Below are 24,591 nucleotides of genomic sequence, written 5' to 3' on the forward strand. Positions count from 1 at the left end.
TGGGCAAGTTCAAGGAGAGGTGCGTTGAAAGCTGTGATTCTTGCCGGCGGCCTGGGCACCCGGATTTCCGAGGAAACCCACCTCAAGCCCAAGCCAATGATCGAGATCGGCGGCAAGCCGATCCTCTGGCACATCCTCAAGATGTATTCGGCCCATGGCGTGAACGAGTTCGTCATCTGCTGCGGCTACAAGGGCTACATCATCAAGGAATACTTCGCCAACTATTTCCTGCACATGTCCGATGTCACCTTCGACATGGCGAGCAACCAGATGCAGGTGCACGAACGCCACGCCGAGCCCTGGAAAGTCACTCTGGTCGATACCGGCGAAGAAACCATGACCGGCGGCCGTCTGCGCCGGGTCGCGCGCTATGTGCAGGATGATGAGGCCTTCTGCTTCACGTATGGCGATGGCGTCGCCGATGTCGACATCACGCGGCAGATCGCCTTCCACCGCGAGCACGGAAAAAACGCGACGGTCACCGCCGTGCAGCCGCCGGGCCGTTACGGCGCGTTGACGCTCGCCGGCACGGCGGTCACCGGATTTACCGAGAAACCGCGCGGCGACGGCGGCCTGATCAACGGCGGCTTTTTCGTGCTCTCGCCGAAATGCCTTGATTTGATCGAAGGCGATGCGACCAGTTGGGAGGGCGCACCCCTGGCAACGCTTGCGCGTACCGGACAACTGCAGGCATTCGAACATCCCGGCTTCTGGCAGCCGATGGACACGCTGCGCGAAAAGACGCTGCTCGAGGACCTGTGGAGCTCGGGCAAGGCGCCATGGAAAGTCTGGTGAACATCGCGCCGGAGCATTGGCAGGACCAGTCGGTTTTCCTGACCGGCCATACCGGCTTCAAGGGCGGGTGGCTGTCGCTGTGGCTGCAACAACTTGGCGCGCGTGTGCATGGTTATGCGCTGGATCCGCCGACCACGCCGGCATTCTTCGACGCCGCGCAGGTGGCTACAGCCTTGGCTTCCGATGTCCGCGCCGACCTCGGCGATGGCGCTTCGCTCCGTTCCGCCCTGCAGCAGGCGCAGCCGCGGGTGGTGTTCCATCTCGCGGCACAATCGCTGGTGCGCGAAAGCTATCGCGACGCGCTCGGCACGTTCGCCACCAATGCCATGGGCACGGCAAATCTGCTCGAAGCCGTGCGCGGCATCGACACGGTGCGTGCGGTGGTGCTGATCACCACCGACAAGGTGTATCTGAATCGAGAATGGAACCAGGGCTATCGCGAAGCCGATCACCTCGGCGGCCACGACCCCTACAGCGCCAGCAAGGCGGCAGCGGAAATCATCGCCGCGAGTTATCGCGCCAGTTTTTTCACGGGGCCGCATCGTCATCCTGCGCAGGTCGCAACCGCGCGCGCCGGTAACGTGATCGGTGGCGGCGACTGGGCCAACGATCGCCTGGTGCCCGATGGCCTGCGCGCTTTCGCTACCGGCGCACCGCTGCGCCTGCGCTACCCCGACGCCGTGCGTCCCTGGCAGCATGTGCTGGAGCCGCTCGCCGGCTATCTGCAACTGGCGCAGCGGCTGCTTTCGCCGGAAGGCGAGCGCTTCGCCCGCGCATGGAATTTCGGTCCGGATGAAAAGTCCGAAGCCACAGTCGTCGAGGTTGCGCAGATCCTGGCGCGAGCTTGGGGCGACGGCGCCCGCGTCGAAGCCGAAACGCGTTCCGGGCATCCGCACGAAGCCGGATTGCTGCGCCTCGACAGCTCCGCCGCACGGGACATGCTTTCCTGGCGACCGCGCTGGTCGCTGGCGCAGGCCGTCGAGCAAACGGTTGCCTGGCAACGCGCGATGAATCGCGGTGACGATATGGCCGCCGTAAGCCGCGGTCAGATCCGCGCCTACATGGCTGCGTCGGCATGAGTCCACGCTTCGACATCCTCGCGACGCCACTGCCTGGACTGCAACGGATCCAGCGCAGACCCGTGAGCGACGAGCGCGGCTTTTTCGAGCGTCTGTATTGCACGCAGGAAATGGCGGCATTTCTTTCCGGTCGCGGCATCGCGCAAATCAATCGCAGCCTCACGCGGCACGCCGGCGCCGTGCGCGGCATGCATTACCAGCGCCCGCCGCATGCCGAAACGAAAATCGTCAGTTGCCTGCGCGGCGCGGCTTTCGATGTCGCCGTCGACTTGCGCCGCGGCTCCAGCACTTTTCTGCACTGGCATGGCGAAATAATCAGTGCCGACAACCACGCCAGCCTGCTGATTCCCGAAGGCTTCGCCCACGGCTTCCAGGCACTCACCGACGACTGCGAAATGCTTTATCTGCACACCACCGCCTACGAGCCGGCCGCCGAGTCCGGATTGAATCCGCAGGATCCGACGCTGGCCATACGTTGGCCGCTGCCGATCGGAGAAATGTCGCCGCGAGATGCCGCGCACGCAGCGATCACCGATGGTTTCGAAGGGCTTGCGCCATGAAGTGCCGTCACTGCGCCGCGCAACTCGCGCTATCGATGCTCGATCTCGGCAGTGCGCCGCCATCCAACGCCTATCTCACCGAGGCGGCGCTGAAGCAGCCGGAAAAATGGTTTCCGCTGCGCGTGCTGGTTTGTCAGCACTGCTGGTTGGTGCAGACCGAGGATTTCGCGCGGGCGGAGGAATTGTTCGACGCCGAGTACGCGTATTTCAGCGCGTTCTCCAGCAGCTGGCTCGCGCATAGCGAGCGCTACGTCGCCGATATCATCGCCAGTGCCGGACTCGGCGCCGGCAGTCACGTCGTCGAGGTCGCGGCCAATGATGGCTACCTGCTGCAGTATTTCCAGCAGCGCGGCATTCCCTGCACGGGTATCGAACCCACCGCGAGCACGGCAGCGGCGGCACGAACCCGCGGCATCACCATCGTGGAAGATTTTTTCGGCGCGCGACTCGCGAACGAACTGGTCGCCAAGGGCCTGCAGGCCGATCTGACCGTCGCCAACAACGTCCTTGCGCATGTGCCGGACATCAACGACTTCGTCGCCGGCTTCGCGCTGCTGCTCAAGGAAGACGGCCAGGCGACCTTCGAGTTTCCGCATCTGCTCAGACTCGTCGCCGGCAACCAGTTCGACACGATCTATCACGAACATTATTCCTATCTGTCGCTGTCGGCGGTGACGCGGATTTTTTCCGCGAATGGCCTGGCGGTATTCGACGTCGAGGAACATCCCACGCACGGCGGCAGCCTGCGGGTGTTCGCACAGCGATCGGACACTGGCAAGCGACAGCGCAACGGGCGCGTCGACGAACTCCTGCAGCGCGAGCAGCATTCCGGAATGCTGGCCGACGATTTCTATGCGCGGTTCCAGCAGGCGGCTGAAGGCGTGAAGGACGCGTTTCTGGCATTTCTTCTCGACGCAAAAAAACGCGGCAAGTCCGTCGCTGCCTACGGCGCGGCGGCGAAAGGCAATACCTTGATGAATTTCGCCGGCCTGCGCCCTGACCTGATCGAGTTCGTCGTCGATCGCAATCCCGCCAAGCAGGGGCGATACCTGCCCGGCAGTCGCATTCCGATTTTCCCCGAGGCGCACTTGCGCGAACGCCGACCCGATTATGTCGTCATCCTGCCCTGGAACCTCCGGCAGGAAGTCGTCGCGCAACTTGCCTACATTCGTGATTGGGGTGGTCGCTTCGTCACCGCCGTTCCTGCGCTGGAGATATCGGACGCATGATCGCCATCCACGCCAGCGCCAAAGTTTCGCCACTCGCCGATATCGAGGATTCGGTGCGTGGCACGCGCATCGATATTTCCGAAGGCGTGGTGATCGACGCCTTCGTCAAGATCAAGCCGGTCGGCGGCGTCGGCGATGTGTTCATCGGGCCGGACTCGGTGATCAATTCCGGATGCGTGCTGTATTCCGGCAACGGCATCCGCATGGGGCGCGGCGTTCTGGTCGCGGCGAACTGCACTTTCGCGCCGGTGAACCACGAGTACGCGCGCAGGGACGTGCCGATAGCGAAGCAGGGCTTTCGTGCAGGCAAAGGCGGCATCGTCATCGGCGATGACGTCTGGATCGGCGCCAATTGCGTGATCCTCGATGGTGCGCAGATCGGCGACGGTTGCGTCGTCGCAGCCGGCAGCATTGTCCGCGGCGCGCTGGAAGCGTATGGCGTGTACGGCGGAAATCCGCTCGCCAGGCTCGGTGAGCGCAAATGAAGTTCACTGTCGTCGGCGCATCCGGGTTCATAGGCGGCGCCTTGGTCGCTACGCTGCGCAAGCTCGGTCACGAGGTGAATGCGCCGGTACGCGGGGCGGCGTCATTGCTGCACGAGCCGTTGGGACATGTGATTTGCGCCGCGGGAATTACCGCCGACTTCCGCACGCGTCCGTTCGATGCTTTGCGCGCGAACACCGCTCTCGTGGCCGAACTGCTGGAGCGGGCGGCGTTCGATTCCTTGCTGTATCTGTCGTCGGCGCGCATCTATCGCCATGCCGAACACACACGCGAAGATGCGCGGATTTTCCTCAGTCCCGAAGATCCGGAAGATTTGTACGATTTCACAAAGCTCACTGCGGAGGCGCTCTGCCACGCCAGTGGTCGTGCCAATGTTCGTGTCGTCCGATTGAGCAATGTGGTCGGCGCCGATTTCCGTTCGGGGAAATTCCTGTTCGAGTTGATCCGCGCCGCCTGCGACGATGGCGCGATCGCGTTGCAAAGCGCGCTCGATTCGGCCAAGGATTATGTGTGGATCGGCGATGTCGTCGAGCAGGTGCCGAAAATTGCCTTGTCCGGCCGGCACCACTGCTACAACTTGTGTTCGGGCACAAACCTGACGCACCGGCAATTGCTCGAACAGATCCAGACGGTGACCGGCGCCCGCTTGTCGGTGCGCGAGAATGCGCCCTGCACCGTCGCGGCGCCGATCGACATCGACCGGCTGCGTGAAGAGTTCGGCTATCGACCGACGCCCGTGCTGCCGCTGATCCCGCCATTGATTGATGATTACAGGAAGCAACGTCATGCTGAAAATTGATATGGAAAACGGCCTCGTGGAAGTCGATGGGCCGGACGGCAGTACGACGCTTGCGATCGGTTCGCCGGAAGCGTTCAAGCTGATATCGAAGGCATGGCTGCGTAGCGGCTGGGACGCGAAGTACGTCTACAGTTTCAGCTGGATGGGCCGCCCGATCATCCAGTTGCCCGAAGACATGATGCGCATCCAGGAAGTCATCTATGCGCAGCGGCCCGATGTCGTGATCGAAACCGGCATCGCCCACGGCGGCAGCCTGATTTTCTACGCCAGCCTGTTCAAGGCGATGAACCACGGTCGTGTCATCGGCGTGGATATCGAGATCCGTCCGCATAATCGTCAGGCGATCGAGGCGCACGAAATGTTCGACCGGATCAGCATGATCGAAGGCTCCTCGGTCGATGCCGGCGTCGTCGCGGCGGTCGGCAAACAGATCGCGGCGGGCGAGCGCGCGATGGTGATCCTCGACTCCAATCACACGCGGGCGCACGTGCTGGCGGAATTGCGCGCCTATGCAGGTTTCGTCGCCGTCGGTTCCTATCTCGTCGCCTGCGACGGGATCATGCAGGAAGTGGTCGGCGCGCAGCGGACGAGTCCGGAATGGATCAGCGACAATCCGCAATCGGCGGTCGCGAACTTCCTCGCTGAGCGCGATGACTTCGTGCTCGAGGAGCCGGCATTCCCGTTCAATGAAGGCGCGATTTCCGAACGCGTCACCTATTGGCCGAATGCGTTCCTGCGCAGGATCAAGTGAGAATTCGTTGTCGCGACGATGCTGGCCGCAAGGGAAAGCTGTCGCGCCTGCGTGCCCGTGACCTGATCCGGCCGATCCCGGTCGACGCAGAGCGGCGCGGATGTCGCTGAAGAAAAACGTCATCGCCAATTACTTCGGCGCCGGCTGGACGGCGCTGATGACGTTCGCGTTCGTGCCCTTCTACATCCGCTATCTCGGGATCGAGGCTTATGGCCTGATCGGCATCTACACGATGCTGCAGGCGTGGCTGTCGCTGCTCGACCTGGGCATGACGCCGGCAATGAGCCGGGAGCTGGCCGGCCTGGGCGATGATCGCAGGAAGGGGCAACAGGCCCGTGACCTTCTGCGCAGTGTCGAAGTGATTTTCTTCTGCCTCGCGACAGCGGTCGCGCTGGCGGTCTGGGCGTCGTCGCGCTGGCTGGCGTCGACCTGGTTGTCGAGCAAAGGCGTGGCTCCGGATGTGCTGGCGCAGGCCTTCGCGATCATGGGCGTGGTGGTCGGTCTGCGTCTGATCGAAAACATCTACCGCAGCAGCATCGTCGGTATGCAGCGGCAGGTGGCGCTGAGTGCGGTGACCAGCGTCGTGGCGACGTTTCGCGGCTTCGGCGCAGTGATCGTGCTGGCTTTCGTCGCGCCGACCATCCAGGCGTATTTCCTTTGGCAGTGCCTGGTGTCCGTGCTCTCGGTATCGGCGCTGGCCGCCACGGCGTATCGCGCGCTGCCGCCGGCGCTCGCCCGCGCCGGTTTCTCGCTGCCGGCGCTGCGTTCTGTGTGGCGTTTTGCCGCTGGCACCATGGCCATCACCTTCCTGTCGTTGTTGCTGACCCAGATCGACAAGGTGCTGCTGTCGCGCCTGCTTACCCTGGAGGCATTCGGTTATTACGCTTTCGCCGTCGTCGTCGCGCAGTTGCCGATCGCGCTGGTCGCGCCAGTGACGCAGGCGTTCTTTCCGCGTTTTGCGCAATTGCTCAAGCAGGACAACCAGGCCGGTCTGGCGCTGGCTTATCACACGGCCTGTCAGTTGATCACCGTGTTGCTTGGGTCGGCGACGGTGCTGCTGCTGTTGTCGGGGCAGGAAATTCTGCGCGCATGGACCGGCGACATCGACCTGTCTGCACGCACCTATCCATTGGTGGTGGTGATTGCCTTGGGCAGCCTGTTGAACGGCTTGATGACAGTGCCGTATTTCCTGCAGCTTTCCTCAGGCTGGACCGCGCTGAACATCCGCGTCAATCTCGTGGCGATCGCGCTGGTGGTGCCGGCGCTGTTCTGGGTCGTGCCCAGGCATGGTGCGATCGGTGCGGCCTGGATCTGGGTCGGACTCAATGCCACGTACGTTTTCGTGGTCATCCCGTTGATGCATCGGCGGCTGCTGGTCGGGGAAAAATGGCGGTGGTATGCACGCGACGTCGGGTTGCCGCTGGTCGCGGCGGCGGCCGTCGCCTTGTTGTTGGGCGCGGTGATTCCCGAACAGCACGGGCGGGTCGCGATGCTGGTCAAGACTGCGTTCTGTTTCGCTGCGATCGCGGCGGCGGCAACGTTCGCCGCGCCGATCGTGCGGGCGCAGTTTTTCGCCCATCTTCCTGCCGGACTGAAACCGCGCGCCCGCTGAGTGCGCGCTCAGCGAATTTTCGGCATGCCGTGGCGGAGCAACAGCAGGATTTTCTGCGGCAGGAAAACCACGGGCTGCAGATAGATGCGCAATCCGCCGCGCCGCGTCGATTGCAGCTGGCCTCGACGCGTGCGAAGAATGCCAAACTCGCGCAGTGGCAAAGTGATCGCCGGCCAGTAGATCTCCTTCCAGATGCGGACATCGCTGTTGATCATCGACACCAGCAAGCCCTCCATCGCCATCGCGGTCAGGTGCAGCGCGAGCAGCGGCCACATCAGCGGCCCGGGTGTTGTCACGAACAGCACGGCGGTCTTGTTGCGTTCGCTGAGGCGGCGCCGGCGGAAGGTGCTTTGCAATTGCCCGTCCTGCAGCTTGTTGCCGCCGAAACTTTTCCCCTGCCAATGCCGGTAGCCGCTTTCCCGCGTCGTCTGCACAGGCAACCCGCGCAGCCTGGCCTGGCAGCACAGGAACAGATCTTCGCCGATGGATTCGATCCACTCGGGAAATCCGCCGAGCTCGTTCCATGCCGCCCGCGGAATCCACAAACCGGCGCCGGGCACCATCGCCACGTCTACGCGCGCCGCATCGAGATTGGGCACGGGGTTGCAGAAAGGATCGAGCAGGCAGCCGCGATCGACCAGTTCCCCGGTCTGCCAGTTGTATTGCGGCAGCGTGAGTATTCCTTTCGGAGTTTGCTGGTCCGCGCAGCGTCGCAGTGTGGCGAGGGCATCGGGGAACAGCGCGGCGTCGTTGTTGAGCAGCAGAACGAATTCGCCGCGCGCGTATTCCACCATGCGGTTGTTGCTTACGCAGAAGCCGACGTTCTCCTTGCTCGCAAGCAGCTCGATCTGCGGATAGCGCTCGCGCAGCCACGCCACCGAGCCATCGGTGGAAGCGTCGTCGTGGACGATGATCTCGAACTCCAGATCACCGCTCTGCGCCAATACCGAATCCAGGCAATCGGCCAGCAGCGCGACGCCGTTGTAGTTGGCGATGCAGACCGAACACAGCGGCCGCGTCGGCCGGCTCAGCGAGGAATACTGCGCAACCATCGCCATGTCTGCCGCAGGCCTTCGTCCAGATCGGTTGTCGGCGACCAGCCATAGGCCAGTCGTGCCTGGCCGGCATCGATCACCGCGCGGGCCACGTCGACCTTGCGGCTGGCGTCGTGGCTGCGCTGCAAGCGCTGCCCGGACACCGCCTCCATCTTTTCGAACAGCGTGTTGAGACTGATGCCGACGCCACTGGCGGCGTTCAACACGCGCATGCCGGTCGGCATGTCGCGGTCGAGGATCGTCAGGCACAGCGCGACGAGGTCGTCGATATACAGATAGTCGCGTTCTGCGCTGCCATCGCCCCAGACCGTGAGCGCTTCATCGCGCAGCATCTTGCCGAACGCGGTGGGAATGATGGCGAAGCCCTGGCGTTCGTGTTGTCCGGGGCCATAGATGTTGGACGGGCGGAGAACCGTCGCGGCGCCGGCGAACTGGCTGCACCAGGCATCGATGAAATGCTCGACGGCGGCCTTGCCGGCGCCGTGGTAGGAACGCGGACGGATGCTGTCGCTTTCGTTGGCGGCCTTTGCCTGGACGTCGCCGTACAGCGTGCCGCCCGAGGAAAAATACAGCAGTGGCCGATCCGGGAAACTCTGCAGCGCCTGCAGCAGCGCGAGACTGGTTTGCAGATTGCCGCCGACTTCCGCCAGCGGATTTCCCGCGCTGCTGCCGGGAGTGGACGTCGACGCCGCGTGCACCACAGCGCGCGAGCGCGCCAGCAGCGGCAGGAATTCTTCCGACGTGTTCGGCGCGGCAACTATGGTTTCGATGCCGGCGTGCGCGCTCGCCGGCGAGTGACGGCCGACCGCGATCACCGGCGTGCCGCGTTGCGCCAGCGCCTGGCTCAGCGCATGACCGATGAAACCGTTGCCGCCGAGCACCAGGATGCTGTCAGCCATGACCGGTATCCAGCAAGCGGGAATACAGACCGATGTAGCGCTGCGCGCAATCGTCCCAGGTGCCGATTTCGCGCGCGGCCCAGACCCGCGCCGCTTCGCCGCAACGACGATTGCCCGATTCGTCCTGCAACGCGACGACGGCCGCGTGGTAGTCCTCGACAGCGTCGCAAAGAAAGCCGGTGCCGCCGTCGCTGACGAGGTTGGCATGCGCGGGCATGCGCGAAGCAATGATGGGCAATCCGGCGGCCATGGCTTCGAGCATAACCTGAGGCCGGCCTTCGGCATGCCGGCTCAGCGTGATCAAACCGTGCGCGTACGGAAACCACTCCTTTGCCAATTGTTCGGGCGACGCTGGCCCGTGGAAATGCACCCAGTCGGGAAGCTCGATGTTTTCCTGCATCGGACCGAACAGGTGCAGCTCGCGCGACTGCTCGCGGAACAAGGGTTCCGACCATTCGAACAGTGGGCCGAGTTTGTCGCGGGTCAGGCGCGTGACTACCAGCCAGCGCTGTGGCCGATCGCCGGCAAGTTCGCGCTTGATCGCATACCAGGTTGGATCGATGCCGAACGCGACGGTCCTGATTTCAGCGAGGTCGCCGAAAATTTCCGTCAGCGGTTGTTGCATCCAGTCCGCGTTCGGACAGATGGCGACGCGGCGACGGCGCATCACCCGGCGCAGCAGGGTTTTCACCATCGGCAGACGCAACAATTTCATGTCGTTGCCAAGCACCGTGATCAGCGCTGGCTTGCCGTTGCCGGGCAGGGGCAGCGCGCATTGCAGCCAGTTGACGTGATAGATGTCGACCGCGGTGTGCCGACGCAGCGCCTTGGCAATGAGGCGCAGCAGTTTCACCGGCGCCAGCAAGGCGCCGATTCCGCCCTGGCGCATGCGATGGGAAATGCCACCCGCAGCCATCAGCTCGGCCAGCCACTGTTTTTCTTTCGGCAGCGTGATCGCTTCGGCATTCGCAGGCAGCTCGCCTGGTGGCGCCCACAGGCAGAGTTCGACACCGCGTGCACGCGCCAGCGCATCGACCAGATGCCGGATGAACAACCCGCGCCAGTCGGAAAGATCGCGTGGATACGAGGTGCTCAGCATCAATACGCGCATTGCGGTGCTCGGGTTCTCGTGGAAATTTCGCATTGCAAGGTCGTTGATATGGCGGCCTGCAAGGCGAGCTTACAAAATTTGCGTCGGGTTTCATCGCCCCGTCGCGCGTTTTTCTCTCGCTGCGCGGCGCAGGCATAACCTTCCGGAATCCTCATGCCGCCGGACTCACTTGCTGCTGCCATCGGTGGGAATGCCGGTCGGGGCGTCGCGACGATGCAGGCTCGCCTGCAGTCGCGCTTCCAGCACGTCGGCGTCGCTGTTGTACTGGCCCAGTCGCCCGATCACGCGCAACTGCGCGATCTGTTCTCTGGCCTCCGGCAGCCGACCGAGAGCGATGTAGAGTTTCGCCAGGCTGATGTGGCGCTCCGAGCCGTTGGGTTCAAGCCTGGCCGCCTCGCGCCACAGACGCAGGGCCAGATCGCTGTCGCCAAGAATGTTCAAGGCATAGTTGCCGAAGATGCTCAACACTTCCGGATTGTCGCCTTGTTCCAGCGCGGCATCGAAGGTGTCGCGCATCTGGTCGGGCGGGAATTGGCAACGCCCGGTCACGCTGCAATCGACCAATGCCGCCAGCGAACCAGTTTCCTGCGGGCCGACGGCACGCGTGCGCAGTTTCTTCTGCATGTCCTGCCAGATCGCGGCGGCGCTGGGTCTGCCGATCCGGTTGTCGAAGATGAGCGCCGCCTGGTCGGGCAAGGTGTTCGCATTCCTGGCGTGCATGGCTTGGGCGAGCGCGGCATCGATCTTCGGAATCAGTGGCGAGTCGGTCTGGTAGCCGCTGATGATGATCAGGGTGCGGGCGAAGTCGTAGGTCGCGCGCGGCGATTGCGGATGCCTGGCCGCCTCGGTGCTGGCGAAGCGCAGCGGATCACTCCATTCGTCCGCGCGCAGATGCGTGGTCAGTGCGCACAGGCCAAGGAACACGACCGCGAACAACGCGCCCGCCCGCCGCGGCGTTTGCGCATCGGGCGCAAGCAAGAGCACATCCGTGACCATCAGGCACACGCCGAGCGAGGCGAAATAATTGCGATGTTCGAACACCAGTTCCAGCGGAATGATGGTGGCCGTCAGCGACTGCGCAGCAAGAAACCACAGCAGGCCTAGGCTGACCAGCGGCCGTTGCCGGCGACAAACCCAGGCGATGACGAGCAGCAGCGGCATCGCCAGCAATCCGACGATCGTCATCGCGGGATCCAGCAGGCCGCGCGAGAGCAGGTAATCGTCGTGATACAGGCCGAATTCGCCCAGGCGCGGAAACAGGATCCAATGCAGGTAATCGAGCACCACGCGCGGCTCGGTCAGCAGGCGCTCGATCAGGGTGAAGTCGCGGCCGACGATGATGTTCGAGCGCAGTGTCCCCGGCAGCAGCCAGGCCAGCCCCAGCAAACCTGGCAGCACCAGCACTACGGCGAATACTGCGAACAGGCGGTGATCACGCCGCCCGCCGCGCCCACGGAAATGGAACAGACAGCATTCCAGGATCAGCGCGTACAGCGGCAGCAACACCGCTGATTCTTTCGCCAGCAATCCCAGTGCCGTGCAAGGGACCAGGCCGCCGAGAATCCACCACCAGCCCGCCTGACCCTCGAGCTGGCGTTGCCGCCCGATCACATAGAGCAGCAGCCCCGCAAAAACGAAGACGTGGCAGAGGCTCTCCATGCGTTGCACGATGAACAGCACTGCCATCAGGTTGATCGGATGCAATGCCCAGCAGGCGGCGGTGAACAGCGCGGCCCATTCGCCGCGGCGCACGCGACCGGCATCGGCCGACGGCATCGCTGCCCGGATGAGCCGGCGGACCAGCGCGAACACCAGCAATGCATTGACCAGGTGGATGGCGATGTTGGTCAGTTTCATCGGCGCTGGATCGAGGCCGGTGAAGTAGTGGTTGATGGCGAAGCTGAGCATCGCCAGCGGACGCTGCAGGCTGCTGGCCGGCGAGGAAAATATCGCCGCCAGCCAGTCGCTCCAGATCAGCTGCGATACGTGCAGCGCCTTGTTGTCGACGATATTGGGATAGTCGTCGAACACGAAGCCGCCGCCACGACCGATCCAGTACGTCGCGACGACGACGATCAGCAAAAGCAGCAGCCAGAAAAAGACCGTCGTCCGTGACCAGCGTCCGGAAGACTGGGCTTCTGCGTGAGCAACGGCACTGCTGGATCCGGCGATGAAAGGAGCGGGCATGGTGGTATTCGTCAGGCTCGGATGTTGGCAGTGTGCGTTGCGGCGACTATAGCGGCAGCGGCGCTGGGGCTGCGGAATCGCTCTCAGGCGATGTCGTGATCCTGGCGCGCTGCGTATCGGAGGTGCGTTCCGGCGCATCGATTTCAGCGTGCAGCTTCGCCCGCAGTATCGCCATTTCGTTCGGCCAGTAATCCTGCCATTGCAGGACTTTCGCGTGCAGCTGCGGCATGCCTGGGGCGGGGCTGCGCGTTTGCGGTTTCAGGCGTTCGTAGTTGTCCAGGTGCGCGAGGGCCTGCCGGTAATAGCCGCCCGATGCCAACGCGGAGGCCTGGCGGGCGGCGACATCGGGACGGACGAACGCGGCGAGCGCGCGGTCGAAATGCAGCAGCGCCAGATCGGGTTGTTGCCGATGCATCGCGATCTGCGCGAGGACCGGTTCGATGTCCTCGTCGCGGGTGCGTTGGTCGAGTGCCGGGTTCTGCAACGCGGCGTCGATCAGGTTGTCGATGTCCGACAACATCAGTCCGGGGCATTGGCCTGCGCCGATCGCTTCGACGGCGTTTCCGCTCCAGGGGCTGATCAGTTGCAGGCCGCTGTCGGCATGGCGCACGGCCTCCGTCAATGCGGGGATGTCGCCTGCACGCAGGCCGCCCGAAGCGCAGGCAGCGTCGACGGCATTGAAGGCGATCTGCAGGTCATGCGGATGCCGTTTGCGCAGGGGCTGCAATCGCTGCAGCGCTTGCTGCGGTCTGCCGGCGGCGATATCGGCGATGGCGGCGGTGGCCTGTGCGCGCGATGAGTCGGGATTCTGTTTCACCCAGAGCCTGGCGAGGATGTCGGGCTGTCCCCACAGTTCGGCACGTTGATGCGTGGTGATGGCAAACACCGCAAGCAGTGCGAAGGCGATGGCCAGGCGCGGCGCGCGCGGAACCTTCAGCGCGCAGAGGCCGCGTGCGATCGGCCAGAACAGCAGCAATGCCGGTAGATAATTGCGGTGTTCGAAATACAGCTCCAGCGGCACCGCCGTGGACTCGAGCACATGGCCGGCGAAGAAAAACAGCAGCGCCGCCGACAAGGCCGGTGCGCGTCGCCGCAGGGAAAATCCTGCGACGATCAAACCGATGACGAGCAGCAACGCCGGTAGCGTGGCGAAAGGTCGCAGCAGGCCGAGCGAAGCGACGTAGTCGTCGTTGTACAGACCGGTGGAAATCGAACGCGGCACGAACAGCAGCTTGAGGTAGTCGAGCAGCACGCGCGGCTCGGTGAGCAGCCGTTGGCCTATTGTCCAGTGGCGTTTTTCCGGCATCGTGTCCAACATCGTCAGATAGTGGGCGATGTAGGCGACTGCGATCAGGCTGGGCAGGATCAGGACGATGCGCTTGCACCAGCGCAGTCTCGTTTCGGCGCGGGCATCAAGAGGGTTGTTTGGGGCATTCGCGTACACCGTGGCTTCCAGTGCCCACGCGAGCAACGGCAGCAGCAGACCGTTGGCCTTGCACAGCATCGCCAACCCCGCGCCGATGACGATGCCGCCCGTCAGCAGGAGCAGGCCGCTGCGACCGCCGGTTTGCAGATACCTTGCGCGTCCGCTGGCATAGGCCAGCAAGCCGAGCAGCGTGAATGTGGCAGGAAGCATGGCCTCGCGCTGCACGATGTAGAGCGTCGTCGACACGAACAGCGGATGCAGCAGCCACAAGCCGGCGGCGAGGAGTGCGGCGGCATCCACGTTGCGATCATTGCCGTCGAGAGTGCGGCCCAGGCGCCGCAGCAACGCAAAAAGCAGGACGCCGTTGCACAAGTGCAGCAACACATTGGTGCGCAGGAATGGCCAGGGCGCGGTTGGCCAATCATGGCCGTCGATGAGGAAGCTGAGCAGCGAAATCGGACGCCCGAAGGGATCGGCGGTTCCAGAGGTCAGGTAGCGCCAGAAGGTGCGCCAGTTGTCGACAGGGCCGCTGTTGCCGAGGGCGTCGAGATTGACGAAATCATCGAACAGGAAGCCGCCCGACAGGCCAGGGTGGTAGGCGATCCAGGTCAGCCACAGCAAGGCGACCAGGCCAACAACTGGCCAATGGCGACGGAGCGACTGCGGCATGGCGGTTGTCCGTCCTGGACGCGGCGGGAAAAAGAAAGGGTCGCACATGGCGACCCTTTCCTGGAATCAGCTACTAGCGCGATGACTACAGGCAGGCACAGCTGCTGGCGCACCATTTTTGTTTGATGGTCGTGCTCTTGCAATGCCATTCGACACTGCCGCCGCTGGAAACGGCGGAGAAGATGATGATCTTGCCGGCGCCGAGCGCGGCGTTGACCTTCGCGCCGCCCATTGCCGCCTGGATGGTGCCCTGGGCCACGCCGACGTTGACGGAACTCACGTACTGGCCGTGGATGGAGTTGGGCGAGGCAAGACCGGCCGAGGCGTTGCTGGGCGGGAAATAGCCGGCATAGGTATGGAACTCGACGAAGGCCGATTTGACGCCGTCAGTAAGCGCCGAACTTTCCGAGACCTGGGAGCGGATCACGTAATCCTGATACTGGCTGATGGCGATGGCTGCCAGGATCGCGATGATGGCAACCACGATCATCAGTTCGATGAGGGTAAAGCCCTTGGCGCTGCGCATGGTGGATCCCCTGATAGTGCTGGTCGTGATTGCCGGATCGCTCGAGAATCGTGTCGCGACAGCCACAGCCCCTGTCTGCGGTCGACGCGCCTTCCCTGGTTTCTGGAAGCAAATACCATGCCATGAAGCACCCCGGCGTGGGTTGAAAGAGGGGCGCCTCGGACAGCACGGACAGGTATTCCTGCCAGAGGCCGCTGCATCGGCAAAGTGACCCTACCAGACCGTTGCGGAAGCAAGCGGGCGGGGTTCGCCGGGGCAAAAAAAAGGGCCGCACAAGGCGGCCCTTTTCCATTCAACAAACGCTGCCGATTACTGGCAAGCGCAGCTGCTGGCGCACCACTTCTGCTTGAGCTGAGCGCTCTTGCAATGCCACTCGATGCTGCCGCCATTGGCGATCGGCGAGAAAACCAGCGTGGACGAAGCCGGAATCGCGACGTTGGCCTTGGCGCCGCCGAAGGAAGCCACGATGGTGCTGGTGGCGGAAACCTGGCTGACGTACTGGCCCTTGATCGAAACGGCGGTGGCGAGACCGGCAGAAGCGTTGTTGCTCGGCCAGGTGCCATGGTTGTTGTAGAACTCGGCAACGGCGGTCTTGGTGCCGTCGGCGAGCGAGGAGCCTTCCGAGACCTGCGAACGAATCACGTAGTCCTGGTACTGGCTGATGGCGATAGCCGCCAGGATCGCGATGATCGCGACCACGATCATCAGTTCGATGAGGGTAAAGCCTTTCTGATTCTTCATTTTGTATCCCCTAGGGTTATGGATATTGAGCTCACGTGCACCATCATCCGCGTTTCCCGTCCTTTGGTTGACGGACGCGATATACGTGCGGAGTGAACCTTGCACCATCCGTGCCAATTACGCCAGCGCGGAAGTGTGATTTGCCGCACAGAAGAAAAACGCAGGCCATCACGGAAACCGGGCAGGGCAGGAAAAGGGCAGAGCCTGATCTGCCCTCCGGTCAGATAGTGACAAATTGCGTCAGGTCATGCGCTGCGAGTGACCCGGAAATGGCCCGTCACCCGCGGCCAACGACTGCGGCAAGCCGTGGGCATCTCCCGATTTTCCAGGCATCGCCGCTTTCGTGATTTGGCTGAGAACAATCCTGTCCGTGCGCCGCGGATAGCGAGCAGCAAGATCGGAATGCTCATTCCATCCCGAGTTTTTTCAGCTTGTAGCGCAGCGCACGAAAGGTGATGCCCAACTGCGCCGCGGCCTTGGTCTTGTTGTAGCGACAAGCCTCCAGCGCTTTCTGGATGGTCTCGCGTTCGATCTGTTCGAGCGCGTGCGGCAGCGCCGCATCGGCGGTAATCGATACATTGCTCGCGACATTTCCAGCCTCGTGCGCATCTGCCGCGCGTGTGGGCAGGCGCAACTCGGCGACATCGATCTCGGCGTCGTCGCACAAGGCCACCGCGCGTTCGAGAATGTTCTCGAGCTCGCGGACATTGCCCGGGAATGGATGCCGACGCAGCGCTTCGATCGCCGCCGCCGACAACGGTGGAACCGGCTCGCCCAACTCCGCCGAAAGACGTTGCAACACGGCCTGGGCGATCAGTGGAATGTCTTCCTGACGATCGCGCAAGGGCGGTACCGGCAACTCGATCACATTGATGCGATAGAACAAATCGTGGCGGAACTTGCCGTCCTCGACCAACTGCGCGAGGTTCTTGTGCGTCGCCGAAAGGATGCGCACATCGACCTGCGATTCGCTGGCGGCGCCTACCTGGCGCACGGTTTTTTCCTGGATCACGCGCAGCAGTTTCACCTGCATGTGCAGTGGCAGCTCGGCGACTTCATCCAGGAACAAGGTGCCGCCGTTCGCGACCTGGAACAGCCCTTCCTTGTCGGCATGGGCGCCGGTGAAACTGCCTTTCTTGTGTCCGAACAATTCGCTTTCCATGAGTTCGGAGGGAATCGCGCCGCAGTTCACCGGCACGAACGGGCCTGTCGAACGCGAGCCCATTTCGTGGATCAGGCGCGCGACGAGTTCCTTGCCAACGCCGGACTCGCCGCTGATGTAAACCGGCGCCTGGCTGCGCGCGAGCTTGGCGATGGTGGCGCGCAGCTGTTGCATCGCCGGGGAATCGCCGATCAGACGGTTCGATGCTGGTTGCTGCGTACGGCGCTGTTCGCCGAGATCGAGCGCGTTCTGCACGAGCCGGCGCAGCACGGCGAGGTCGACGGGCTTGCTGACGAAATCGAAAGCGCCGGCCTTGAGCGCATTCACCGCCGCCTCGACGTTGCCGTAGGCGGTGATCATCGCCACCGGTGTTTCCGGATAGCGCTGGCTCATATGCGTGATCAGGTCCAGGCCGGTGCCGTCGGGCAGGCGCATGTCGGTCAGGCACAGGTCGTATTTGTCGGCAGCGAGCTGGGCCTTGGCCGAAGCGACATCGGCGGCGGTGTCCACACGCAGGCCCATGCGTCCGAGGGTCAGCACCAGCAATTCGCGGATATCGCGTTCGTCGTCGACGACCAGGGCGCTGCGGAGTGTGGTCATTGGTCCCGGAAACTTTGAATTCGGTCACAACCTTAGCCCAGGCTGGGGAAACGGCCAAGGCGTCCCTGCTATCCGGTCACCTGATCTTGCTGAACCAGGCTCTGCGATGCCGGCAGCGTGATCCGGAAACAGCTGCCGCCGCCGGGCACCGGCTGGAAGCTCAGCGTGCACAGATTGGCCTCGCAAAGTTGCTTGGCGATGTACAGGCCCAGCCCGGTGCCGTGCTCGTTGGTGGTGAAAAAGGGCGCGAATATCTGCTCGGCCACCTTCGCCGGAATGCCCGGGCCGCGATCGATCACCTCCAGCAAAGGCGGGCCCTGCGGGCCATCGCTGCGTGCCGACAGGGTCACCTGCGCCGGCTTGCCCGGCTCACGGCCATAGGTGAGGGCGTTATGTACCAGCACCGTCAGCACCTGATGCAGATGCTGCGGATCGACCATCGCGACCAGCAGGCGCCCACCCGGAATCGCCTGCAGCACGTCGGTCTCGAGAGGGTGGTTGGTGCGGTATTCCTCGGCGAAATGCCGGATGAAGGCATTCAGTTCCAGGCTGATCGTCTGCGAGCGTTCGCGGCGAGCCAGGCCCAGGATGTTCTGGACGATGCCGTTCATGCGCTGGCATTGCGAATGGATGATTTCCAGCAGGCGGCGGTCGGTGTCGGGCAGTGCCTGGGATTCTTCCAGCAGTTGCACCGAATAGCTGATCGCGGCCAGCGGATTGCGAATCTCGTGGGCGATGCTCGCCGACAGGCGGCCCAGTGTCGACAGCGTCAGTTCCTCGGCGCGGTCGGAGTAGATGCGGCTATCGTCGAGAAAGATCAGAAACAGCTTGTCGGTCAGGCTCAGCGCAACGAAACGCGGCAGTACTTCCGGGCTGCCTTCGGCAAACGTCATTGCCTTGGGCACTTCGCCGCGGCCCTGTCGCCACAGCCACAGACTCTGGTGCAGCGACGGCGCCACTTCGGCGAGATCGCGGCGATCAGGCGAGGGATTTCCCATCAAGGCCCAGGCGGCCTCGTTGGACAGACGGATGTGATGACCGCCATCGACCACCAGCACGCCGGTGCGCATGCGCCGGATCACCAGCTCGTTGAGCTCGGACAGGTTCGCCAGTTCCTCGCCGCGTTTTTCCGCCAGTGCCTGGCTGGCACTCATCTGCTTGCGCAGCTGCTGGCCCATGATCGCCATGCCGATGTAGGTGACCGAATACATCATCGGCTCGGCGATCGTGCGCGCGAAAGCGGGATAAAACAGCTGGTTGAACAGGTATTCGATCATCAGCAGGGCGGAGCCGGCCAAGGCAAACCCCAGGCTGGCGCTGGGCGTGAGGATCAGCGCGCCGGCGCCGATGTTGAACACCATGAACATCGCGATGCCGCTCTCGCCGCCATTCATCGCCAGCAGCGCGCAACCAATCGCCGACAGATCGAACAGCAGGCCGATTGCGGTCTGTCGGCGCAGGCGCTTGTCGATCCGGCGGCCGGCAATCAGCAGGCCGGCTGAAGCGATCAGATAGACCAGCGATGCGAACTTGAGAAGCAGCGGCTGCTGGATGTCGACGCTCCACTGCCCCAGCGGCGTGAACGCCACGAGAGCCAGGATGCCGGCTTCCAGTACGCGGAACAGATTGAAGAAGTAGAGCTCGCGCCGCTGCGGTATCGGGTTGACCTGGGCGGACGAGGGGGTCGGCATCGGGGGCTCGGGGCTCGCGGCAACGGAGCGGCCAGTATAGAAGCGGGCCGGCGGCTTTGCCTTTGCCGGGGGGGTCGGCGACAATGACGCCCCTTTCGGGCCGGCCTCGACCCAGATCGCGCCAGATCCGGTCGAGTCCGCCTGTCCCGTCAGCCCGTCTCCAGCCAGCCACCGGCGTTCCGCCGCTCCTTTCGAAGGTGTCGCATGAATTTTCACGAGTATCAGGCAAAGCAGTTGTTTGCCGACTACGGCATTGCCGTCCCCGCTGGCCGCATTGCCCGCACCCCGGATCAGGCTGTCGAGGCCGCCAAGGCCATTCCCGGCAATCTGTGGGTGGTCAAGGCACAGATCCATGCAGGCGGCCGCGGCAAGGCGGGTGGCGTCAAGCTCGCCAAGTCCTATGACGAAGTGAAGCAATACGCGGCCGCGATGCTCGGCACCAAGATGGAAACCTACCAGTCTGCGGGCGTCGCGTTGCCGATCGACACCGTGCTGATTTCCGAAGGCACCGACATCGCCAGCGAGTTGTACCTGTCGATCCTCACCGACCGCAGCAGCAAGACCATTACCTTCATCGCCTCGGCCGATGGCGGCGTCGAGATCGAAAAGACCGCGCACGACAATCCCGACGCGATCAAGGCTCTGCACGTGAATTACGTACAGGGCCTGCAGCCCTACGAATGCCGGCAGATGGGCTTCGACCTCGGCCTCAACGCCAAGCAGGTCGGCCAGCTGACCAAGATCATGCTGGGCCTGTACAAGCTGTTCAACGAAAAAGACCTCGCGCTGGTCGAGCTCAATCCGCTGGCGATCCTCACCTCGGGCGATCTCGCGGTGCTCGACGGCAAGGTCAACTCCGACGACAACGCGACCTTCCGCCACGCCGATCTCGCTGCGATGCGCGACATCCGCCAGGAAGACCCGACCGAAGTGCTGGCCAGCCAGCACGACCTCAACTACGTCACGATGGACGGCAACATCGGCTGCATGGTCAACGGCGCCGGCCTGGCGATGGCGACGATGGACGTGATCTCGCTCAACGGCGGCTCGCCGGCGAACTTCCTCGACGTCGGTGGCGGCGCGACGAAAGAACGCGTCACCGAGGCGTTCAAGCTGATCCTGTCGTCGGACAAGGTGAAGGCGATCTTCGTCAACATCTTCGGCGGCATCGTCCGCTGCGACATGATCGCCGAAGGCATCATCGCCGCGGTCAAGGAAGTCGACGTCAAGGTCCCGGTCGTGGTCCGCCTCGAAGGCACCAATGTCGAGAAGGGCAAGGAATTGCTGAAGAACAGCGGCCTGGCGATCACGCCGGCCGACGACATCAACGACGGCGCGAAGAAAGTCGTCGCGGCGGCAAAAGGCTGATTTTGTAGGAGCGACGCAAGTCGCGACCGCTTCCTCCAACCAACGACCTGTCGCGACTCGCGTCGCTCCTACAGGATCAAGGATTCGAACCCATGAGCGTTTTGGTCAACAAGAACACGAAAGTCATCGTCCAGGGTTTCACCGGCACCCAGGGCACCTTCCACGCCGAGCAGATGCTCGACTACGGCACCAAGGTCGTCGGCGGTGTCACGCCGGGCAAGGGCGGCAGCACGCATATCGGCCTGCCGGTGTTCAACACGGTGCAGGATGCGGTGAATGAAACCGGCGCCGATGCGTCGGTCATCTACGTGCCGCCGCCGTTCGCGGCCGATGCGATCCTCGAGGCTGCCGACGCCGGCATCCGCGTGATCGTCTGCATCACCGAAGGCATTCCGGTGCTCGACATGATGCGCGTCAAGAACACGCTCAAGGGTTACGACGATGTCGTGCTGATCGGCCCGAACTGCCCCGGCATCATCACCCCCGGCGAATGCAAGATCGGCATCATGCCCGGCCATATCCACAAGGCCGGCAAGATCGGCATCGTCTCGCGCTCGGGCACGCTCACCTACGAAGCCGTGCACCAGACCACGCAGGTCGGCCTCGGCCAGAGCACCTGCATCGGCATTGGCGGCGATCCGATGCAGGGCATGAACTTCATCGACTGCCTGCGCCTGTTCCAGGACGATCCGCAGACCGAGGGCATCATCATGGTCGGCGAAATCGGCGGCAGCGCCGAGGAAGAAGCGGCCGAGTTCATCGAGCAATACGTGACCAAACCCGTGGTCGGTTTCATCGCCGGCGCCAGCGCCCCGGAAGGCAAGCGCATGGGCCACGCCGGTGCGATCGCGTCCGGTGGCAAGGGCACCGCCGCCGGCAAGTTCGCCGCGTTGGAAAAAGCCGGTGTGACCACGGTGAGATCGCCGGGCGATCTCGGCAAGGCGATCGCGGCGCGTCTGCAGGCCTGATGCCGGCGTTCGTAGGAGCGGCGCAAGCCGCGATAGCTTTCCGTTCGGAGCGAGTGATCGCGGCTCGCGCCGCTCCTACACGACACCAGGCATGACAATCCCGGAAGGCCGCGCTACCTTGGCGCGGCCTTCCGCTTTTTGAGCTGAAACGATGTCCACGCTGCTGCGACTCGCCCTGGCCCAGTTCGATTTTCCCGTGGGCGCCATCGCTGCCAATGCGGAAAAGATCGGTGCGCTGATCGCCGAGGCGCGCGATGTCCACCAGGCTGACCTGGTGCTGTTCCCGGAATTGGCGCTCAGCGGTTATCCGCCGGAGGATTTGCTGCTGCGGCCGGCTTTCCTGGCCGATTGCCAGCGCGCGATGGATGCCATCGCTGCACAAGTGCACGGCATCGTCGCCGTGGTCGGTTGGCCGCAGGCCGCGGGCGCGGTGGTGTTCAACGCCGCCAGCATCCTGCGCGACGGTGCGATCGAACACACCTACCGCAAGCGCGAGTTGCCCAACTACGCGGTGTTCGACGAACGCCGCTATTTCGCCAGCGACACCGATGCCTGCGTGTTCGACGTCAGCGGTGTGCCGGTCGGCCTGGTGATCTGCGAGGACCTGTGGTTCGCCGAGCCGCTGGCGGAAACTGCGGCGCTCGGCGCACGCCTGGTGGTGGTGCCGAATGCCTCGCCGTTCGAGCGCGGCAAATCGATCCAGCGCGACGCCTTGCTCGCCGAACGCGTGCGCGAATGCAGACTGCCGCTGGCCTATCTCAACGTCGTCGGTGGCCAGGACGAACTCGTGTTCGATGGAGCTTCCGATCTCGCCGACGGCGATGGCGGCGTGCATCCGGCGGCGCGCGCCTTCGACGATCACCTGTTGATCGCCGACCTCGATGTCGACAGCGGCCGCTTCCGGCGCGTGAGTTGGCCCGAGGAAAATGATGAGAGCGAATCTTCGCTGGCCTGGCGCGCGATCGTCCGCGGCATCCGCGACTACTGCGGCAAGAACGGTTTCAAGGACGTCTGGCTGGGACTTTCCGGCGGCATCGATTCGGCGATGGTGCTGGCCTTGGCGGTCGACGCCTTGGGCGCGGCCAACGTCACCGCGGTACGGCTGCCCTCGCGCTACACCTCGGAGCTGAGCAACGATCTCGCCGACGAGCAGGCGCACGCGCTGGGTGTGCGCATCGAGACCGTGGCGATCGAGGCGCCGTTCGAAGGTTTCATGCAGGCGCTGGGCCCGATGTTCGCAGGCCGCGCCGCCGACACCAGCGAAGAAAACCTGCAGTCGCGCAGCCGCGGCGCGATCATGATGGCGCTGTCCAACAAGTTCGGCGGCCTGCTGCTGACCACCGGCAACAAGAGCGAATATGCGGTCGGTTACGCCACCATCTATGGCGACATGTGCGGTGGCTTCGCGCCGATCAAGGATCTCTACAAAACCGAGGTGTTCGCGCTGTGCCGCTGGCGCAATGCCCAGGTCGCGCCCGGCTTGCCGGCGATCATTCCGGAAGCGGTGATCGTGCGGCCACCATCGGCGGAATTGCGCGACAACCAGACCGATCAGGATTCGCTGCCGCCATACGACCTGCTCGACGCGATCCTGATGCGTTTCATCGACCAGGAAAAATCCCAGGCGGAAATCATCGCCGAAGGCTTCGATGCGGCGACCGTGCAACGCATTGCGCGGCTGGTGAAGATCAGCGAGTGGAAACGCCGCCAGGCCGCGCCTGGGCCGAAACTTTCGCGCCGGGCTTTCGGTCGCGAACGCCGCTATCCGATCACTTCGGGTTATCCGGGCTGATCGGGGGACGAGTTCTCCCGGCATCGGTAGCTGTCGCGTTCCGTGACGCAAAGAAAAACCCCGCCGCAGCGGGGTTTTTCGTGTCGATCCTTCGCGCCGCTTATTTGCGCGAACCAATTTCGCCGGAGAAGGGATTGAGCTTGTGCAGCACGCCCTTCTTGGTCGGCCAGTTGCCGGTCAAATACGGGTGCTGCGGGTAGTTCTTCTCGAGCACGCGACGGGCGTCATCGGCAAGCAGTTTCTCGCCCTGGCCAGTGTAGGAGGCAGCCATCAATGCCACCGCGTCGCCATCGAACTCGCTGCCCGGATAGGTCTCGACGAGGAACTTGCCGCGATTGGCCGCGGAAACATAGGCGCCGCGACGGTAGTAGTACAGGCCGACATTCACTTCGTAACGAGCGAGTTCGTTGCGCAGATAGACCATGCGCTGGCGCGAATCGGGGGCATAGCGGCTGCTCGGGAAGCGGCGCAGGACTTCGTTGAAGTCGTTGTAGCTCTGCGTCGGGCCGGACAGGTCGCGGTTGGCGGTATCGCGGCCGGTCCAGCGAGTCAGGAAGCCGGCATCGCGGTCGAAATTGATCAGCGCCTTCAGATAGTAGGCGTAGTCGATATCGGGGTGGCGCGGGAAAGTGCGGATGAAACGGTCGATACCCGCGGTCGCATCTTCGTGTTTTTCCAGCTTGTACTGGACGTAGATCAGGTCGAGCTGCGCCTGCTCGCTGTACGGACCGTAGGGGAAGCGGGCGACAAGGCGGGTGTAGTACTTCTCGGCCTGATCGAAATTGCGGTCATCGCGGTATTGCTTGGCCTGGGCGTAAAGCGCCTCGACGGGGAGGGTCTCGGTTTCGGCCTTGCCATCGCCGCCGAACCAGCCGCCTACCGTCTTGCAGCCACCCAGGCTCAGTGCGAGGGCGAGGAAAAGGAAAAAACGGGGCAAACCGGAGAGGCGGATCATCAGGGCTGGGCTCAACTGAGGGCTGGTGGACAGCAATTGGGGGATAATAACCGAAAGCTCCGGCCCGCCTCCACGAAGGCAGGGCGGGCGACACCGGGGCCAGCGGCTCCAT

General features: G+C 63.6%; 21 protein-coding genes. 11 read left to right on the plus strand and 10 right to left on the minus strand.

The features are described from left to right. Positions 1–24: 24 nt before the first annotated feature. From rfbF to VKM35_RS04030, 8 genes are all read left to right on the plus strand, one after another. A complete protein-coding gene (gene rfbF / locus VKM35_RS03995; RefSeq protein ID WP_324318596.1) occupies positions 25–795 on the plus strand; it encodes a glucose-1-phosphate cytidylyltransferase in 771 nt (256 codons plus the stop codon). Further along, complete coding sequence (gene rfbG / locus VKM35_RS04000; RefSeq protein WP_324318598.1) at positions 792–1,874, plus strand: CDP-glucose 4,6-dehydratase; 1,083 nt, start codon at positions 792–794, stop codon at positions 1,872–1,874. Before rfbF ends, rfbG begins: the two co-directional genes overlap by 4 nt. Continuing rightward, positions 1,871–2,434 carry a dTDP-4-dehydrorhamnose 3,5-epimerase family protein gene (locus VKM35_RS04005; RefSeq protein ID WP_324318600.1) on the plus strand — a complete coding sequence of 188 codons (564 nt, stop codon included), beginning with the start codon at positions 1,871–1,873 and terminating at the stop codon, positions 2,432–2,434. The genes rfbG and VKM35_RS04005 overlap by 4 nt, the downstream gene beginning before the upstream one ends. Next, a complete protein-coding gene (locus VKM35_RS04010; RefSeq protein WP_324318601.1) occupies positions 2,431–3,663 on the plus strand; it encodes a class I SAM-dependent methyltransferase in 1,233 nt (410 codons plus the stop codon). Before VKM35_RS04005 ends, VKM35_RS04010 begins: the two co-directional genes overlap by 4 nt. Further along, the gene (locus tag VKM35_RS04015; RefSeq protein WP_324318603.1) at positions 3,660–4,148 is read left to right on the plus strand and encodes an acyltransferase; all 489 of its coding nucleotides are present in this window, start codon (positions 3,660–3,662) and stop codon (positions 4,146–4,148) included. The genes VKM35_RS04010 and VKM35_RS04015 overlap by 4 nt, the downstream gene beginning before the upstream one ends. Continuing rightward, complete coding sequence (locus VKM35_RS04020) at positions 4,145–4,966, plus strand: NAD(P)-dependent oxidoreductase (RefSeq protein ID WP_324318605.1); 822 nt, start codon at positions 4,145–4,147, stop codon at positions 4,964–4,966. Before VKM35_RS04015 ends, VKM35_RS04020 begins: the two co-directional genes overlap by 4 nt. Continuing rightward, positions 4,953–5,717, plus strand: coding sequence for a cephalosporin hydroxylase family protein (locus VKM35_RS04025; RefSeq protein ID WP_324318607.1), 765 nt, complete (start codon positions 4,953–4,955; stop codon positions 5,715–5,717). The genes VKM35_RS04020 and VKM35_RS04025 overlap by 14 nt, the downstream gene beginning before the upstream one ends. Positions 5,718–5,817: 100 nt before the next feature. Next, a complete protein-coding gene (locus VKM35_RS04030; RefSeq protein WP_324318609.1) occupies positions 5,818–7,329 on the plus strand; it encodes a lipopolysaccharide biosynthesis protein in 1,512 nt (503 codons plus the stop codon). A gap of 8 nt (positions 7,330–7,337) precedes the next feature. Here the strand turns inward: VKM35_RS04030 and VKM35_RS04035 are convergent, their stop codons facing one another. The 9 genes from VKM35_RS04035 to VKM35_RS04075 form a co-directional block, all read right to left on the minus strand. Next, positions 7,338–8,387 carry a glycosyltransferase family 2 protein gene (locus VKM35_RS04035; protein ID WP_324318611.1) on the minus strand — a complete coding sequence of 350 codons (1,050 nt, stop codon included), beginning with the start codon at positions 8,385–8,387 and terminating at the stop codon, positions 7,338–7,340. Continuing rightward, positions 8,357–9,283 (minus strand): NAD-dependent epimerase/dehydratase family protein, encoded by a 927-nt coding sequence (locus VKM35_RS04040; protein WP_324318613.1) that lies wholly within the window; start codon positions 9,281–9,283, stop codon positions 8,357–8,359. The genes VKM35_RS04035 and VKM35_RS04040 overlap by 31 nt, the downstream gene beginning before the upstream one ends. Continuing rightward, on the minus strand, positions 9,276–10,394 hold the full coding sequence (locus VKM35_RS04045) for a glycosyltransferase family 4 protein (protein WP_324318615.1): 1,119 nt from the start codon (positions 10,392–10,394) through the stop codon (positions 9,276–9,278). The genes VKM35_RS04040 and VKM35_RS04045 overlap by 8 nt, the downstream gene beginning before the upstream one ends. A gap of 165 nt (positions 10,395–10,559) precedes the next feature. After that, on the minus strand, positions 10,560–12,581 hold the full coding sequence (locus VKM35_RS04050) for a tetratricopeptide repeat protein (RefSeq protein ID WP_324318617.1): 2,022 nt from the start codon (positions 12,579–12,581) through the stop codon (positions 10,560–10,562). 46 nt (positions 12,582–12,627) lie between these two features. Continuing rightward, positions 12,628–14,676, minus strand: coding sequence for a tetratricopeptide repeat protein (locus tag VKM35_RS04055; protein ID WP_324318619.1), 2,049 nt, complete (start codon positions 14,674–14,676; stop codon positions 12,628–12,630). Between the two features lie 85 nt (positions 14,677–14,761). Continuing rightward, positions 14,762–15,202: a pilin gene (locus VKM35_RS04060; protein ID WP_324318621.1), complete on the minus strand. Its 441-nt coding sequence runs from the start codon at positions 15,200–15,202 to the stop codon at positions 14,762–14,764. 309 nt (positions 15,203–15,511) lie between these two features. After that, positions 15,512–15,943 carry a pilin gene (locus tag VKM35_RS04065; protein WP_324318623.1) on the minus strand — a complete coding sequence of 144 codons (432 nt, stop codon included), beginning with the start codon at positions 15,941–15,943 and terminating at the stop codon, positions 15,512–15,514. Between the two features lie 406 nt (positions 15,944–16,349). Continuing rightward, positions 16,350–17,705 carry a sigma-54 dependent transcriptional regulator gene (locus VKM35_RS04070; RefSeq protein WP_324318625.1) on the minus strand — a complete coding sequence of 452 codons (1,356 nt, stop codon included), beginning with the start codon at positions 17,703–17,705 and terminating at the stop codon, positions 16,350–16,352. 68 nt (positions 17,706–17,773) lie between these two features. Beyond that, complete coding sequence (locus VKM35_RS04075; RefSeq protein ID WP_324318627.1) at positions 17,774–19,396, minus strand: sensor histidine kinase; 1,623 nt, start codon at positions 19,394–19,396, stop codon at positions 17,774–17,776. A 204-nt stretch (positions 19,397–19,600) separates the two neighbouring features. On the opposite strand from VKM35_RS04075, the gene sucC reads away from it, so the two are divergent. From sucC to VKM35_RS04090, 3 genes are all read left to right on the plus strand, one after another. Further along, positions 19,601–20,764 carry an ADP-forming succinate--CoA ligase subunit beta gene (sucC, locus tag VKM35_RS04080; protein WP_324318629.1) on the plus strand — a complete coding sequence of 388 codons (1,164 nt, stop codon included), beginning with the start codon at positions 19,601–19,603 and terminating at the stop codon, positions 20,762–20,764. Positions 20,765–20,856: 92 nt separating this feature from the next. Further along, entirely contained in the window at positions 20,857–21,732 is an 876-nt protein-coding gene (sucD, locus tag VKM35_RS04085; RefSeq protein ID WP_324318631.1) for a succinate--CoA ligase subunit alpha, read from the plus strand. Between the two features lie 151 nt (positions 21,733–21,883). Then, positions 21,884–23,524, plus strand: a complete 1,641-nt coding sequence (locus VKM35_RS04090; RefSeq protein WP_324318633.1) for an NAD+ synthase — start codon at positions 21,884–21,886, stop codon at positions 23,522–23,524. A 100-nt stretch (positions 23,525–23,624) separates the two neighbouring features. On the opposite strand, the gene VKM35_RS04095 is transcribed toward VKM35_RS04090, so the two are convergent. Continuing rightward, positions 23,625–24,479 (minus strand): outer membrane protein assembly factor BamD, encoded by an 855-nt coding sequence (locus VKM35_RS04095; RefSeq protein WP_324318635.1) that lies wholly within the window; start codon positions 24,477–24,479, stop codon positions 23,625–23,627. Positions 24,480–24,591 lie beyond the last annotated feature (112 nt).

This window comes from Arenimonas sp., assembly GCF_035312645.1.
Taxonomy (GTDB): domain Bacteria; phylum Pseudomonadota; class Gammaproteobacteria; order Xanthomonadales; family Xanthomonadaceae; genus Arenimonas.

Excerpts from the sequence above, each read along its gene's own strand:
- VKM35_RS04030 (WP_324318609.1), top strand. The coding sequence starts at position 5,818 with ATGTCGCTGAAGAAAAACGTCATCGCCAATTACTTCGGCGCCGGCTGG.
- VKM35_RS04025 (WP_324318607.1), top strand. The coding sequence starts at position 4,953 with ATGCTGAAAATTGATATGGAAAACGGCCTCGTGGAAGTCGATGGGCCG.
- VKM35_RS04095 (WP_324318635.1), bottom strand. The coding sequence starts at position 24,479 with ATGATCCGCCTCTCCGGTTTGCCCCGTTTTTTCCTTTTCCTCGCCCTC.
- VKM35_RS04020 (WP_324318605.1), top strand. The coding sequence starts at position 4,145 with ATGAAGTTCACTGTCGTCGGCGCATCCGGGTTCATAGGCGGCGCCTTG.
- VKM35_RS04070 (WP_324318625.1), bottom strand. The coding sequence starts at position 17,705 with ATGACCACACTCCGCAGCGCCCTGGTCGTCGACGACGAACGCGATATC.
- VKM35_RS04005 (WP_324318600.1), top strand. The coding sequence starts at position 1,871 with ATGAGTCCACGCTTCGACATCCTCGCGACGCCACTGCCTGGACTGCAA.
- VKM35_RS04055 (WP_324318619.1), bottom strand. The coding sequence starts at position 14,676 with ATGCCGCAGTCGCTCCGTCGCCATTGGCCAGTTGTTGGCCTGGTCGCC.
- VKM35_RS04050 (WP_324318617.1), bottom strand. The coding sequence starts at position 12,581 with ATGCCCGCTCCTTTCATCGCCGGATCCAGCAGTGCCGTTGCTCACGCA.
- VKM35_RS04010 (WP_324318601.1), top strand. The coding sequence starts at position 2,431 with ATGAAGTGCCGTCACTGCGCCGCGCAACTCGCGCTATCGATGCTCGAT.
- VKM35_RS04040 (WP_324318613.1), bottom strand. The coding sequence starts at position 9,283 with ATGGCTGACAGCATCCTGGTGCTCGGCGGCAACGGTTTCATCGGTCAT.
- VKM35_RS04045 (WP_324318615.1), bottom strand. The coding sequence starts at position 10,394 with ATGCGCGTATTGATGCTGAGCACCTCGTATCCACGCGATCTTTCCGAC.
- VKM35_RS04075 (WP_324318627.1), bottom strand. The coding sequence starts at position 19,396 with ATGCCGACCCCCTCGTCCGCCCAGGTCAACCCGATACCGCAGCGGCGC.
- VKM35_RS04065 (WP_324318623.1), bottom strand. The coding sequence starts at position 15,943 with ATGAAGAATCAGAAAGGCTTTACCCTCATCGAACTGATGATCGTGGTC.
- VKM35_RS04035 (WP_324318611.1), bottom strand. The coding sequence starts at position 8,387 with ATGGCGATGGTTGCGCAGTATTCCTCGCTGAGCCGGCCGACGCGGCCG.
- VKM35_RS04060 (WP_324318621.1), bottom strand. The coding sequence starts at position 15,202 with ATGCGCAGCGCCAAGGGCTTTACCCTCATCGAACTGATGATCGTGGTT.
- sucD (WP_324318631.1), top strand. The coding sequence starts at position 20,857 with ATGAGCGTTTTGGTCAACAAGAACACGAAAGTCATCGTCCAGGGTTTC.
- sucC (WP_324318629.1), top strand. The coding sequence starts at position 19,601 with ATGAATTTTCACGAGTATCAGGCAAAGCAGTTGTTTGCCGACTACGGC.
- VKM35_RS04090 (WP_324318633.1), top strand. The coding sequence starts at position 21,884 with ATGTCCACGCTGCTGCGACTCGCCCTGGCCCAGTTCGATTTTCCCGTG.
- VKM35_RS04015 (WP_324318603.1), top strand. The coding sequence starts at position 3,660 with ATGATCGCCATCCACGCCAGCGCCAAAGTTTCGCCACTCGCCGATATC.